Source organism: Psychroflexus salinarum, from assembly GCF_042677225.1.
GTDB classification, from domain to species: domain Bacteria; phylum Bacteroidota; class Bacteroidia; order Flavobacteriales; family Flavobacteriaceae; genus Psychroflexus; species Psychroflexus salinarum.
Genome location: NZ_JBHTIV010000005.1, coordinates 464,445 through 478,229 on the forward strand (window position 1 = coordinate 464,445; position 13,785 = coordinate 478,229).

General features: G+C 37.5%; 14 protein-coding genes and 1 pseudogene. 4 read left to right on the plus strand and 11 right to left on the minus strand.

Going from position 1 to position 13,785, the window contains the following annotated elements; translation table 11 throughout:
- Nucleotides 1–129: 129 nt before the first annotated feature.
- Nucleotides 130–1,908 carry an ABC transporter ATP-binding protein gene (locus ACFQ0R_RS04295; protein WP_379657143.1) on the minus strand — a complete coding sequence of 593 codons (1,779 nt, stop codon included), beginning with the start codon at nucleotides 1,906–1,908 and terminating at the stop codon, nucleotides 130–132.
- A 256-nt stretch (nucleotides 1,909–2,164) separates the two neighbouring features.
- Between ACFQ0R_RS04295 and ACFQ0R_RS04300 the strand changes: the two genes are divergently transcribed.
- Both ACFQ0R_RS04300 and ACFQ0R_RS04305 read left to right on the plus strand, forming a co-directional pair.
- A complete protein-coding gene (locus tag ACFQ0R_RS04300; protein WP_379657144.1) occupies nucleotides 2,165–3,745 on the plus strand; it encodes an amidohydrolase family protein in 1,581 nt (526 codons plus the stop codon).
- 99 nt (nucleotides 3,746–3,844) lie between these two features.
- Nucleotides 3,845–4,315, plus strand: coding sequence for a CBS domain-containing protein (locus ACFQ0R_RS04305; RefSeq protein WP_379657145.1), 471 nt, complete (start codon nucleotides 3,845–3,847; stop codon nucleotides 4,313–4,315).
- Between the two features lie 135 nt (nucleotides 4,316–4,450).
- Here ACFQ0R_RS04305 and ACFQ0R_RS04310 read toward each other — a convergent pair whose 3' ends face one another.
- The 8 genes and pseudogenes from ACFQ0R_RS04310 to ACFQ0R_RS04345 all read right to left on the minus strand — a co-directional run bounded on the left by ACFQ0R_RS04310 (nucleotide 4,451) and on the right by ACFQ0R_RS04345 (nucleotide 10,292).
- Nucleotides 4,451–5,359: a histone deacetylase family protein gene (locus ACFQ0R_RS04310; protein WP_379657443.1), complete on the minus strand. Its 909-nt coding sequence runs from the start codon at nucleotides 5,357–5,359 to the stop codon at nucleotides 4,451–4,453.
- A gap of 162 nt (nucleotides 5,360–5,521) precedes the next feature.
- Nucleotides 5,522–7,018 carry an FMN-binding glutamate synthase family protein gene (locus ACFQ0R_RS04315; protein ID WP_379657146.1) on the minus strand — a complete coding sequence of 499 codons (1,497 nt, stop codon included), beginning with the start codon at nucleotides 7,016–7,018 and terminating at the stop codon, nucleotides 5,522–5,524.
- Nucleotides 7,019–7,214: 196 nt separating this feature from the next.
- A complete protein-coding gene (locus ACFQ0R_RS04320) occupies nucleotides 7,215–7,424 on the minus strand; it encodes a hypothetical protein (RefSeq protein WP_379657147.1) in 210 nt (69 codons plus the stop codon).
- A gap of 383 nt (nucleotides 7,425–7,807) precedes the next feature.
- Nucleotides 7,808–8,083 (minus strand): annotated as a pseudogene (locus ACFQ0R_RS04325) (histone deacetylase); the annotation flags it as partial.
- A gap of 135 nt (nucleotides 8,084–8,218) precedes the next feature.
- Complete coding sequence (locus tag ACFQ0R_RS04330) at nucleotides 8,219–9,385, minus strand: MFS transporter (RefSeq protein ID WP_379657148.1); 1,167 nt, start codon at nucleotides 9,383–9,385, stop codon at nucleotides 8,219–8,221.
- Between the two features lie 78 nt (nucleotides 9,386–9,463).
- Nucleotides 9,464–9,631 (minus strand): hypothetical protein, encoded by a 168-nt coding sequence (locus ACFQ0R_RS04335; protein ID WP_379657149.1) that lies wholly within the window; start codon nucleotides 9,629–9,631, stop codon nucleotides 9,464–9,466.
- A gap of 11 nt (nucleotides 9,632–9,642) precedes the next feature.
- Nucleotides 9,643–9,822 (minus strand): hypothetical protein, encoded by a 180-nt coding sequence (locus ACFQ0R_RS04340; protein WP_379657150.1) that lies wholly within the window; start codon nucleotides 9,820–9,822, stop codon nucleotides 9,643–9,645.
- 32 nt (nucleotides 9,823–9,854) lie between these two features.
- Complete coding sequence (locus ACFQ0R_RS04345) at nucleotides 9,855–10,292, minus strand: hypothetical protein (RefSeq protein WP_379657151.1); 438 nt, start codon at nucleotides 10,290–10,292, stop codon at nucleotides 9,855–9,857.
- A gap of 100 nt (nucleotides 10,293–10,392) precedes the next feature.
- Here ACFQ0R_RS04345 and ACFQ0R_RS04350 point away from each other — a divergent pair, with 100 nt between their 5' ends.
- Both ACFQ0R_RS04350 and ovoA read left to right on the plus strand, forming a co-directional pair.
- On the plus strand, nucleotides 10,393–10,926 hold the full coding sequence (locus ACFQ0R_RS04350) for a GNAT family N-acetyltransferase (protein WP_379657152.1): 534 nt from the start codon (nucleotides 10,393–10,395) through the stop codon (nucleotides 10,924–10,926).
- Between the two features lie 8 nt (nucleotides 10,927–10,934).
- Nucleotides 10,935–13,043: a 5-histidylcysteine sulfoxide synthase gene (gene ovoA / locus ACFQ0R_RS04355; protein WP_379657153.1), complete on the plus strand. Its 2,109-nt coding sequence runs from the start codon at nucleotides 10,935–10,937 to the stop codon at nucleotides 13,041–13,043.
- On the opposite strand, the gene ACFQ0R_RS04360 is transcribed toward ovoA, so the two are convergent.
- Together ACFQ0R_RS04360 and ACFQ0R_RS04365 are read right to left on the minus strand one after the other, a co-directional pair.
- Nucleotides 13,040–13,162, minus strand: a complete 123-nt coding sequence (locus ACFQ0R_RS04360) for a hypothetical protein (RefSeq protein ID WP_379657154.1) — start codon at nucleotides 13,160–13,162, stop codon at nucleotides 13,040–13,042. The genes ovoA and ACFQ0R_RS04360 overlap by 4 nt on opposite strands.
- 37 nt (nucleotides 13,163–13,199) lie before the next feature.
- The gene (locus ACFQ0R_RS04365) at nucleotides 13,200–13,769 is read right to left on the minus strand and encodes a helix-turn-helix domain-containing protein (RefSeq protein WP_379657155.1); all 570 of its coding nucleotides are present in this window, start codon (nucleotides 13,767–13,769) and stop codon (nucleotides 13,200–13,202) included.
- Nucleotides 13,770–13,785: the final 16 nt, after the last annotated feature.

Below are 13,785 nucleotides of genomic sequence, written 5' to 3' on the forward strand. Positions count from 1 at the left end.
TAAGATTTGAAAGATTCTAAAGTATAAAATTACGGATAAGCAATACTTAACAAAAGTGATTTTCTTCTGAATTTAATCTAGTTATATTTTTGAATAGAATTTCAACTTATGATTTAGTAAAAATTAGAGCTAATTAAGCTCCATTTGCAACTGAATCAATTTGTGATAAAGTCCATTTTCTTTTTCCAAAAGATCGGCGTGAGTCCCTTTTTCAATAATCTCTCCATTTTCCAAAACCAAAATCTGGTCTGCATTTTTGATAGTCGATAACCGGTGAGCAATCACAAAAGAAGTTCTGCCTTTCATCAAATGATCCAAAGCTTCCTGAACCAGTTTTTCTGATTCTGAATCCAGTGAACTTGTCGCTTCATCAAGGATTAAAATCTTTGGGTTTTTGAGCACAGCTCTGGCAATAGCTACACGCTGGCGTTGGCCTCCGGAAAGCTGAACGCCTCTTTCTCCTACAATGGTTTCATATTGCTCCGGAAACGACATGATAAAATCGTGAGCATTGGCTTTTTTGGCCGCTTCCAGGATTTCTTCGTTGGTAGCTTCTGGTTTACCGTAAGCGATATTTTCTTTTATGGTGCCCCCAAAAAGTAAAATGTCTTGTGGTACAATCGCCATCTGGCTTCTTAAGTCATGCAGTGTAAACTCGGAAGCGGGTATATCGTCCAGCAGCATTTGGCCCTCCTGTGGTTCGTAGAATCTTAAAATCAATGAGGCAATAGTCGATTTTCCTGCGCCACTAGGACCAACTATAGCAACAGTTTCGCCTTCACTAGCTTCAAAACTTATGTTCTTCAACACTGTCAGTTCTGGTCGGGTAGGATAGGCGAATTTTAAATTTTTAAAATTCAGTTTTCCGTGAATAGGTTGTGGTGAAGATTCCTCTTCAATAATTTCAGGCTCTTCGTCAATCAAATCAAAAACACGTTCTGTTGCCCCAATCGCTTTTTGGATTTGCGCGTATTGAATAGGCAGACCGCCAATGGATGCACCTACAAAGATGGTATAAAGAATAAAGGTAATCAATTCAGACTGACTCAACTCGCCAACGTTTTGAAGTTTTACAGCATACCAAACCAATAGTACAATAGCTCCGAAAATACAGAAAATGATGAATGAAGAAAAAGCTCCACGAGCAAGTCCTCCTTTTATGGCAATTTTCTTAATATCGTTGACCGCAAATTTATACCTCAGCATTTCAAATGCTTCATTGGTAAAGGCTTTTACATTGGCAATACCTTGCAAACTTTCGCCAACGATGGTATTGGAATCGGCGACTTTGTCTTGAGCTTCTTTCGATAATTTCTTGATGAACTTTCCGAAAAACACTGCCACAATAGCAAAAATAGGAATTGTTGCGAGCATCAATAAAGACAGCTTTACTGATGTAAAAAATAAAGCTGTAATTCCACCAATAACAATAATCATTTGTCTTAAAAATTCAGCTATACCGGTAGTAAACGTATCTTGAATTTGAGAAATATCTGCGGCTACGCGGCTGTTCAATTCACTTACTCGTCGTGAAGAAAAAAACTGCATTGGCATTTTTATCAAAGTATTGTAAGTGTCTTGTCTTATTGCAGAAAGCATATTTTCTGTCACATTCACAAATAAAACCACTCTGAAGAAAGAGAAAATTGCCTGCGCAGTGAACAATACCAACAGAATGAGTCCCATTCTATTGATCTCTTCTGAGGTAAAATCTGCCGTTTCTATGAGATCTCCCATCAACTTGGGAAAAAGTAAGGCCGTAAGACCAGTGAACCCTAAGAAAATCATCCCTAAGATGAGCTTCCATTTGTGAGGACCAATATATGAGAAAAGACGTAAGGACTCCTTTAGATTCTGTTTGTTGAGTTTTACCTTGGGAAGATCAGATTCCTTTTTTCTTTTAGCCATTCTAAAAAATATATTCTTTGATAATTTACAAAGTTAACTTTAAAGCTCTCTAGAAAGCTATCAACTTAACTTAAATGTCTTAAAAATTATCTCAAAAATTTAAACTAGCAATATTAAATTCAGAAAAAGAGAGAGAGTAGTTACTTATGATCTTAGTCTTTAACTGGATTAAACACCTGAAATTATTACTAGTCCAAAAGCTAGTTTTTGTCCTCCTAAACTTTCTTACCTTTATTTTTTTTGAAAAGATAAATTTATGAGAAAGTTATTACTATCGCTATGTGTTTTGTTGATTCAAATTCCTGTTTGGTCACAAATTGAAAGTGCTCCAGAAAGAACAGAAGGAGAAGGGCCTTGGGCACAACTGATTATTCGAGGAGCAACATTAATCAACGGAAATGGAGCTCCACCCACTGGACCGGTAGACATTGTTGTAGAACAAAATAAAATTGTGAAAATCAAAACCGTAGGTTATCCTGGTGTGGAAATCGATGAAAGTAAAAGACCTCAGCTTAAATCCGGAGGTAAGGAACTCGATGCTTCAGGAATGTATTTAATGCCTGGGTTTGTTGATATGCATGGGCATATTGGAGGAGAAGCTCAAGGTACTCCCGCAGAATATGTCTTTAAGCTTTGGATGGCTCACGGAATTACTACAATTCGTGACCCTTCAGCAGGAAATGGACTGGATTGGGTGCTGGAACACAAGAAAAAGTCTGCTAAAAACGAAATCACCGCTCCAAGGATTTTGGCTTACACTGCTTTTGGACAAGGAAGTAAGTCTGAGATAAGTTCTCCAGAAATGGCAAGAAAATGGGTGAGAGATAATGCTAAAAAAGGAGCGGACGGTATTAAGTTTTTTGGAGCTAGGCCAGAAATCATGCAGGCTGCACTTGAGGAAAATAAAAGATTAGGATTACGTTCTGCAATGCACCACGCGCAAATGAATGTTGCTCGATGGAACGTTCTAAATTCTGCCAGAGCTGGTCTTACAAGTATGGAACATTGGTATGGTTTACCGGAAGCCTTGTTTACAGACAGGACAGTTCAACATTACAAACTGGATTATAATTACAATAATGAGCAGGATCGTTTTTCTGAAGCAGGGAAATTATGGGAACAAGCGGCACCGCCTTATTCTGAAAAGTGGAACGAAGTGATGAATGAGTTGATAGAACTCGATTTTACAATAGATCCTACTTTCAATATCTATGAAGCAAATCGGGATTTGATGAGAACAAGTAGAGCTGAATGGCATGATGAATATACAATGCCGTCACTATGGGAGTTCTACCAACCTAGTAAAATATCGCATGGCTCTTACTGGCATTACTGGGGAACGGAAGAAGAAACGACCTGGAGGAAAAACTACGACTTATGGATGACCTTCGTCAACGAGTATAAAAATCGAGGCGGCCGCGTTACTGCAGGATCGGATTCCGGGTTTATTTTTCAGCTTTATGGATTTGCTTACGTTCGTGAACTTGAATTGCTGAGAGAAGCTGGTTTTCATCCTCTGGAAATTATGATGTCAGCCACCCTTAATGGTGCTGAAGCATTGGGCATGGAAGATAGAATTGGATCTGTTGAAGTAGGAAAACTCGCCGATTTTGTCATTGTAGAAGAAAATCCATTGGAAAACCTGAAAGTTCTTTACGGTACAGGCGCCATAAAACTGACCGAAGATAATGAAGTGACTAGAGTGGGTGGAGTGAAATACACCATTAAAGACGGAATTATTTATGATGCGAAGCAGCTACTGGAAAACGTAAAAGCAATGGTAAAAGAAAATAAAGAAAAGACGGATTATAAAATAAAGCAACCTGGAATGAAGTAATGCAAGCTCAGTATAAATAATTAATTTTATTTCTATATTTAACTTATATTATTGCTATATCATTATTTTTATAAGTAAATTAATGCAAAATAATCAGTTATGGGTATAAAGAATTTTCAAGGAAACCAGGTAGGCGAAACAAATGTAAAAGCAGAAAAAATTACTGTGAGAGATTGCATGTCTAAAAGCATGATTTTATTTACAAAAGACCAAAGTATTATAGAAGTTGTAGAAACGCTTATTAAATTCAGAGTTTCTGGCGGTCCAGTTGTAGACGATCGAAAATGCGTGATTGGTATAATCTCAGAAGGAGATTGCGTCAAACAAATTTCTGAAAGTCGGTATTATAATATGCCCATGGAAGACACAAGTGTTGAAAAATACATGTCAAGAGAAGTGGATGTCATTTCACCAGACGTAAATTTATTTGACGCTGCGCAATTGTTTTTAAAATCTAAAAGACGTCGCTTTCCAGTGGTAGAAGATGGAAAGATTGTAGGTATAGTAAGCCAAAAAGATATTCTTAGAACAGCCTTGATGCTTAAAGGGTTTAGCTGGAAGCACAAATAATTTCAAATTTTCTATTTCAAATTTTCTATTTCATATTTATAGTTTCAAAATTATTGGCATCGGCTACTAACTCGGCTAATTAATAATTTTGAATTTAAAATTACTAATTAATCATTTTTGACTACCTAACCACTGTTAAAAATACATATACTGAGCGGTGCGATAGGTATTAGCGTGGGCATCGATAATGGTTTTGATGTCTTTAGAATAGCCTCCACCCATACTCACTTCAACTGGGATGTCGTGTTTTAAGCATTGTTCAAACACAAACTCATCTCTGCGTTTACAGCCTTCCACACTACAGCCTAGTTTGCCTAATTTGTCGGTGCTCAAAATGTCCACTCCAGATAAGAAAAATATAAAATCGGGTTTGACGCGATCAATTATCTGGGGTAATGTGGATTTTAGCGCTTTCAAATATTCTTCATCACCACAGTCATTTTCCATTGGTAAGTCCAGGTCGGAGGTTTCTTTTTTGAAGGGATAATTGCTTTTCCCATGCATGGAAAAAGTAAAGACTTTATCCTCATTTTGAAAAATCTCTGCCGTGCCGTTGCCTTGATGCACATCCAGATCGACTATAAGAATTTGTTTGGCCAGTTTATTCTGAAGTAAATACTGCGCGCCAATGGCCTGATCGTTCAACATACAAAAGGCTTCGCCGTGATCTGTATAAGCATGATGAGTACCTCCCGCAATATTCATAGCAACTCCGTATTCTAAAGCATAATCACAAGCTTGAATGGTTCCGTTGGTAATGATGCGTTCACGCTCTACTAAAACAGATGATAACGGAAAGCCGATTTTCCTCGCTAGGCGAGGTTCTATGCTAATGTTGTAGAGTTCTTCTAAGTAGTCTGAAGTATGAACCGACCTGATGTACTTTTCAATGTCTTCATGAATTTCTGGCTGAAAAAAATTCTCAGGTTCGCAAGTTCCTTCGTGCAACAATTGCTTAGGCAGGAGATCGTACTTTTCCATAGGAAAACGATGGCCTTCTGGCAAAGGATGCTTATAAATAGGATGAAAAGCAATTTTTAGCATATTGACATAAAACAGCCCCAAAATAAATGCTTTTAAAGCGCATCTCTGCTCTAATGCCTTTTAAATCTTTGGTAAAATTGGAAAAAAAATTAGCTGTGGTTTTTTTTAATAGTCATTAAAGGTAATTCTACTAACTCATAAAACAGAATTTCACCACATGGTTTACACTTTGATCTTTTCTGAAATTTTATCATAAGCGGACCACCCGTGTTCGATTTTTTTATAAATAAATGCTCGCTTCAGTTGATCGATTGAACTGCAACCCGAAGCAGCCAATAGATCTAAAAAATCCTCAATAATATTTTTTTGATAATTCCGTACGCGTTTCCATTTTTTGGAAACGACCAGACCGCGGACAAGTCTTTTATCGTTGGTGGCCACACCTGTTGGACACTCATTTGTATTGCATTTCATGGCCTGGATACAACCCAAAGCCAGCATCATTCCTCGTGCAGAGTTACAAACATCTGCGCCAATACATAAGGCTTTAAAAATATCAAAAGCCGTAAATAGTTTTGTAGCTGTAATAACCTTTACTTCTTCTTTTAAATTGTATTCTCTAAGGGTGTCCACAACAAAAATAAGCGCATCTTCCCAGGGCATCCCCACGTAGTTTGAGAAATCTATCGGTGCTGCTCCTGTTCCTCCCTCTGCGCCATCTACTGTAATGAAATCGGGCTTAATCCCTGTTTCTTTCATTTGATTACAAATTTCGAAGAATTCTTCCTTACTTCCCAGGGCAAGTTTAAATCCTACAGGTTTCCCCTTGGATAAATCCCGCAACTTCTTGATAAAATTAAGTAGACCTTCAGCATCATCAAACTCAGCGTGACCTGGCGGTGAAACGATGGTGGTATGAGGCTCCAGCCCTCTTATTTTTGCTATTTCCTTGTCATTTTTAACTGCGGGCAGCACTCCTCCGTGACCAGGTTTCGCCCCCTGGGAAATCTTAAGTTCAATCATTTTCACCTCATCCCTGTTCGCATTTTTTTTAAATGCTTCCGAATTAAAACCCCCTTCCTCATCTCGACAGCCAAAATATCCTGTGCCTATTTCCCAAACCAGATCTCCACCTTTCAAATGGTGGTCAGAGATTCCACCTTCACCAGTGTTATGAAAAAAGCCGCCTTCTCTTGCTCCTATATTCAAGGCTTCTATGGCGTGTTTGCTCAATGAACCATAACTCATCGCAGAAATATTGAAAATGCTGGCCTCGTAAGGTTGCTTACACTCTTTCCCACCAATTTTAACTCGCGGTGGAGAATCCAATCGTTTTGCAGGATACATGCTGTGCTGCATCCATCTATATTCGTCATTGGACAAATCCAGTTCGGTACCAAAAGGATGCGTCTGGGTTTGCTCTTTGGCGCGTTCATAAACATATGTCCGATGGTTTCTATCGATTGGTTTTGCATCCGTGCCGGATTCAACAAAGTATTGACGAAATTCAGGACCTATCATTTCCAGTAAATATCGAATGTGTCCTAAAACAGGATAGTTCCTGAGTACGGTGTGCTTTTTTTGAAATAAATCATATAACCCAATTGTCAATAATGATACAGCAAGCACTATAAAACCTGGAACAGGCCATATGAATGCACTTATCAATAAGGCAAAAATTAAAATGAAAACAGCGGTGAATCTGATGGCTTCTTTCATGGTTATCTATTTAATATAATAAAGTAATATTTTTTCTCTTTTTGATAACATCTGTAAGCTGATGAAAATTAAAAGAGTCTGGGTTTATTCTATAAAACTCAAATGTAAAAAGTCCAAATTGAATTGTGAAGAATGCTAGGAATAGGCGAATGCCCATTCCTGTAGCGATATTAAACTGTTTTAAATGATGCAGAATCTATTTCCAGGCTTCTTCTTTTCCTTCTTCATAATGTGAGAAAGCTGTACTTAAACCCGCTAGCACCTCGGCTGAAGTTTCAAAAAGAGCTTTTGCTTTTGGGTCATCTACTATAGAAATATCTTTTTTCAAGTGATCGATCAATTCCTTTAGGCCAGAACGTATATTTTCTGAATGTGCTTTTGCATCGGTGGTTTGTAAATCTTTCATTTTTATCAAATTTTAAGTTTAAACCCTAATTTAAGTAATTATTAAACTTTGTTTTTATAAAGCTTTCACAAACTACTGACTTAAAATTAAAAATGGCTATTAAGAAAAATAGCTATATGTTGTCATCAAACTCTAATGCTTGAGGCTGCTCATCACAAAATCAAACTAACTTTGTCTACTCATCTGTATAGCCCTGAAAGTCTAAAATTAAGATGCGGCTTTAGGAAATATATCGAAACCTATTAAGTTGACGCTGGCAAAATCAGCATAAAAAAAGACCCTGAAACGTCCCGAAACGTCGGGACAGGGTGACAAAAGTTTTTTTCTTGAGCTTCAAGAGCTTTAGAAGCATAGGGGCAGCGGGGGGCAATGATTTTTTACAATTGCTCTACCAATGCTGAAGATAGAGGAAATCCTATTTTTCTTGCCTTTCGTGGTTCAATACTGATACTGTACAACTCCTCCAAATATTCTGAAGTATGGACAGATTGAATATAGGTTTCGTTTTCTTCGCGAATCTCTGGCCGAAAGAAATTCTCCTGCTCACAAGTCCCCTCGTGTAAAAGCTGCTTTGGCAAGAGATCGTATTTTTCCATAGGAAACCGATGACCTTCTGGTAAAGGATGTTTGTAAATGGGATGAAAAGCAATTTTTAGCATACTGAAATAAAACAGCTCCAAATTAAATTCTTTTAAAGCTCTTATCGTGTAAAATAGACTTTAAAACTTTGGTAAAATTGAATAAGAAAATGACCGTATAAAATAAGGTGTGAAAGTACTAGATTCAGAACTTGTTTATATCTTTTTTCTTAAAGCAATTAAACCCAAAATTGGACCGAAAGCTAAAACGGTGTAAATAAAAGTACTGTTTGTCCATACATTTAGAGCATTAAGAAGTTGAATGCTCACAATTGTAATAGCAAAACCAATACTGTTGACTATAGTAAGTGCCGTTCCCTTAAGCTCAACTGGAGCATTTTGAGCAACAAGTGTAGATAAAAGTGGAGAATCTGCTATAACAAACATGCCCCATACCAGTAAAAATCCTATAAATAAAATTTCACTTTCTGTGCCAAGCATCCATGGAGAAATCAAACAACAAGCACATGACAAAAGCAAAGCTAAAGCCGCCGTGAATTTGGTACCGATCCTTTGTGACAAATAACCTCCAAAAACACAGGATATACCTCCAACAGCAATAATAAGAAATGATAGTAATGAGACATTGAATGTAACTTCGGGATGGGACAACTGGTAGGTTTGTAAAATGATGGGGACAAAAGCCCAAAAAGCATATAATTCCCACATATGTCCAAAATAACCAAGAGCTACAGATCTAAAATTACGGTTGTGGAAAACCCTAAAAAATGCTGAAAGCCTTATACTTCGACTCGCCTGGCGATAAGGTCCATCGGGAACAACTAGCAAAATCAATACACCCCCCACAACGGCAAGTATAGAAGTTACAATCAGAACTGATTTCCAAAGAAAAGCTTCCGTCATATCTTTAAGAAGATGAGGAAATGCTGTGCCAATTACTAAAGCTCCCACCAAAAAACTCAGCGATTTACCTAAACCTTTTTGGTAATAGTCTGAAGCGATTTTCATACCTACAGGGTAAATTCCGGCTAAAAAGAAACCCGTCATAAACCGACAGATAAGCAAAGTTGACAGAGTATGTTCTTCCCAAATGATAGCCAAATTAAACAAGGCGCCTATTATAGCAGACATAAAAAACACACGAGACGGCGAAAATCGATCTGCAATGCTTAAAACTGCAAAAATTAAAGTTCCAGTTATAAACCCTACCTGAACTGCGGAAGTTAAATGACCTAAAGCGCTTGGCAAAAGCTCAAAATTGGCAACCAGCTCGTTCATGACTCCATTACCGGCAAACCACAGTGATGTACAACAAAACTGTGCAAAAACAATAATAGGAAGAATAGGCTTTGAAACTTTCACAAAGTGAAGATATTAAATGAGGTGAAAGACTAACCGCTGAGATTAAAAAATTATCTCCGTTTTGAATTTAAAGCTGATTTATTTCTTCTTTGGTGCAATTTTAATGAAGAATATAAAACCTATACCAATACCCATTAAAGCTCCAGCTATAAAACCAGATCCTTTAAATTCTAGACTTGAAGAAGTCATGATTAGACCAATAAAAAAAACTGCTATCCCTAAAATTCTATTCTGTAAAATGCTCATTGAAAAGGTATTTATTGATTTTTAGACTTTTCTTTTCTGCTTTTATAAGCTAAAGATACAGCCACTATAAAAGCAGGAGTAACAAAGACAGCAACCAGAGTATTGATACTTACAAGTTCATAGTGGCCAAAGATTATTGTCAAAATCAAAATGGCATTTAAAGCGTAAAATCCTGTTTTATTGATTTTCATAATGGTGATTTTTTTTTGTCCCGAAGCCAGACTTAAGTTTTCTGGAGAGTGTCAAATTTAGCTTTTATCTTCTTTAAATCATCGTCTTTAAGGGTATTCAAATCCAGTGTTCGTTTTCGATTGTCGAGTTGCAGTTCGATTTCAAATAGTTTTATGTTGACCGACTCTATATCGTCGAAGTCTATTATTTCGAGTTTTTTGGTGTCTGGAAGTAAGAATCTAAGCTGATTGTCATCCCATTCAATAAAGTATTTACCTTTTGTAAGATTAACTGTTCCTAAAGTTATAAAAACTATGCCTTGAATTATGTTTAAGACTGCATTCCAGTCTCCGGAAGGAAACTCTGTGTTGAATTCATTAGAAAATGATTTAACAGTAGTTACAATTCCAAGCAATAAAATTACTACCCCAAAGCCAATACCGAATTTCGATAGTGTAGCAGAGAATTTATAGACTTTTAATCGCACCATTTTCACTTTAATTTAAAGAAAGACCTTGTAAATTTAATTAATGAATTTTTAATAAAAATAGAAACTTGTTTGAAAATCTTTAAACATAATTTTACAGCTAATGATAATTTACAAAAAAATCACCAAAGCGACTTATCCCAATCTGAGTTTACAACTTAGAGGTCTTTATCTGGATGCTTTTACCAAAGGGCTTTCTGCACAGCATATAACTACTAAAGATGCAGAATCATATCTTCATGAACTGTTTGAAAAAGGCTACGCAATTTTAGGCTTTTCAGAGGATCAGGTTGTAGCCGCCTTAATTGCGACTCCGCCGAGTTTTGACGAGGAACGCCCTTCTCACATCAAAGAAAAATATACAGATACTGAAACCCTATACATTGCCGAAGTTCTGGTCGATGAGAAGTTTCGTGGTAGGGGACTTGGTAAAGGTTTATTTGAAGAATTTGAAGCTACATTAAGCCCTGGTATAACCCATGTTTTGCTCAGGGTATGGAGCAAAAATGAAATAGCCTACAATCTATATAAATCTTCAGGATTTAAAGACTGTGGAAGCATCATTCAACAAAAATTTAAACCGATTACTAAAGCGCCTTTCGAAATGGAAAAACACTATATGGTTAAGTCGTATTAATGCAGATTATGAAAGAATTCAATATTAAAACACCTCATTTAGTTAAAGGAAATCCAGAAGAGAAACGTCAGGAAATTCTTGATTATTTCAACAGAACTTTTGAGCTGGACACTCAACTTTACAACACATTAAAAGACGAAGAGGCCTTCTACATGAGAGCAGATCCACTTCGTCATCCTATCATATTTTATTACGGCCACACCAGTGTGTTTTTTGTAAACAAACTGGTATTGGCCGGACTTTTACCTTCGCATATCAACCCTCATTTTGAGTCGATTTTTGCCATAGGCGTCGACGAAATGTCCTGGGACGACCTTAACCAAGAAAATTACGACTGGCCTACAGTAACCGAAGTACGGGAATACCGAAGAACGGTTAAAGCTGAGATTACCAAACTTATTAAAGAATTGCCTCTGGCGCTGCCTATCAATTGGGAAAACCCCTTCTGGCCTATCATCATGGGAATTGAACACCAGAACATTCATATCGAAACGTCTTCGGTACTCATCAGGCAGCTCCCGGTTGATAAACTGCAAACAGGGATTTTCTCCAACATCTGTGATGAGGATCAGGTAATTGTCGCTAATGAATTGATCGACGTTGAAGGTTCAAAAATACAATTAGGTAAAACCGAAAATCATCCACTTTACGGCTGGGACTTAGAGTACGGTAGTTTTGAAGAACAGGTAGAAGATTTTAAAGCCTCAAAATATTTGGTTTCCAACTCTGAATTTTTAGAATTTATTGAAGCTAAAGGCTACCAAAATAAGCAATGGTGGACCGAGGAAGGCTGGTCCTGGTGCACCTATAAACAAGCAGAGCATCCTCAATTCTGGATCAAGGAAAACAACAGCTACAAGTTACGCTTAATGACGCAGATTGTTCCTATGAAATGGAGCTTCCCTGCAGAAATCAACTATTTGGAAGCAAAAGCTTTTTGCAACTGGAAATCTGCTAAGACCGGTAAAAAGCTTCGCCTCCCTTCAGAAGCCGAATGGTATAAGCTGGTGGAAGTGACTAAAGTACAGGATGCAATAGATTGGGAGGTAGCGCCCGGAAACGTCAACCTGGAACACTACAGCTCATCTTGTCCTGTCAACAAATTTCCTTTCGGAGACTTTTACGATGTCATAGGAAATGTTTGGCAATGGACAGAAACACCAATAACGGGTTATCCTGGCTTTAAAGTACATCCCTTGTACGATGATTTCTCCACGCCTACCTTCGATGGGAAGCATAACCTCATCAAAGGTGGTTCCTGGATCTCTACTGGAAATGAAGCGACCTTGAATGCTCGTTATGCTTTTAGACGGCATTTCTATCAGCATGCAGGCTTTCGCTATGTCGAATCTGAATTTGAACCTGAAATTCGAGTGGATAGTTATGAAACCGATGAAGAAGTCACCATTTCCTGCGAGCAGAATTATGGCGAGGACTATTTGGGCATGACCAAACTGCCTCTACAGGTGCTGGAAGTTTTGAAAAACCATATTGAAAATCCAACTGATAAAAGACTACTGGACCTCAACTGCAACACAGGCCGTTTGGCTTTTGAAGCTTCTCAGCTTTTCAAAGAAGTGATGGCCATAGATGCATCGGCGCGGTTTATCCGTCCGGCTATTGAATTACAGAAGAATGGCTTGCTGAGGTATGTCATCACAGATGAAGGCGAATTATCTGTATTTAAGGATATCCTTCTGAAAGATTTGAAACTGGACAACACCTTGGATCACCTTCAATTTATGCAGGATGATGTGATGAAGCTCAAAGAACAATACACCGGTTATGATGTGATTGTAGCTATGAATCTGCTGGAAGACATTCGTCAACCTAAAGCATTTTTGAGTATGATCCACGAGCGACTGTGCGCCGGCGGAACTTTGATTTTAGGGTCTACCTACGATTGGGATACCAGCAAAAGCCAGTTGGAAAACTGGCCCGGAGGCTTCAAAAAAGACGGAGAACCTGTGAGGTCAATCGATGGCATAAGTCATATCTTGAACGAACACTTTAGACTGGAGTCTGAGCCTTTGGGGTTGACGTATCCCATCAGAAAATCGAGCAGAAGCTTTGAAGTGCAAAAGTCTGAGGTGAGCATTTGGAAGAAAAAGTCTTAGTTGAGAAACACCTCCAGGTCTTTTTTCATCTTTTTGGTGGACATCGGTTCATCGATGTGTTGGCTAAAACTGATAAAACAGCTTAAGATGAGGAGTAAGGTGATGGAAAAGGTTTTCATAATTTATGATCGGTCAAAGTTTTAAAAATAAATCTATTCAATCAGTTTGCTGCGGAATTTTAATAAATTCTGAACCAAAATATAAAATCGACAAGCTTATCAATAAACAGGGAAATAAACCTGTTGAAAAGCCTGTTGGGAAGCCGTGAAAGATGGTAACTAAGACTAAATAACTGATATACCCAAAACCAAATTTGAGGACACGTTCTGCGCCAGGCATTTCGCGAGTAAAAACAACAATAAAAAATGGGATAAATAAGCTTAGCAAAACTCCTCCAAAAACACTGTTAGTGTTAGCATTAGTGTCTAAAGTCATAAAGCCTATAATTGCTACAAGTATCAAATTTAGGATTAGAAGAAAAAGTCCATTTATGATCTTAGTTGTTATGCTATTTCCTTTTAATGCTGGATCTATGCTTATTAATTCTTCCAGGTCTATTTGAAGTGTATTACAGATGAGCTGTAAGGTTTTTCCTCTTGGTTCACTTTCGCTATTCTCAATCCGCTGGATAGTCCTTAAGTTGATGTTGGATTGTTCGGCTAATTCTTCTTGAGTAAGCCCTTTTAGTTTTCGAGTTTCACTAATTTTTTTTCCAATTAAATTCATTTTAAAAGCTTTAAAG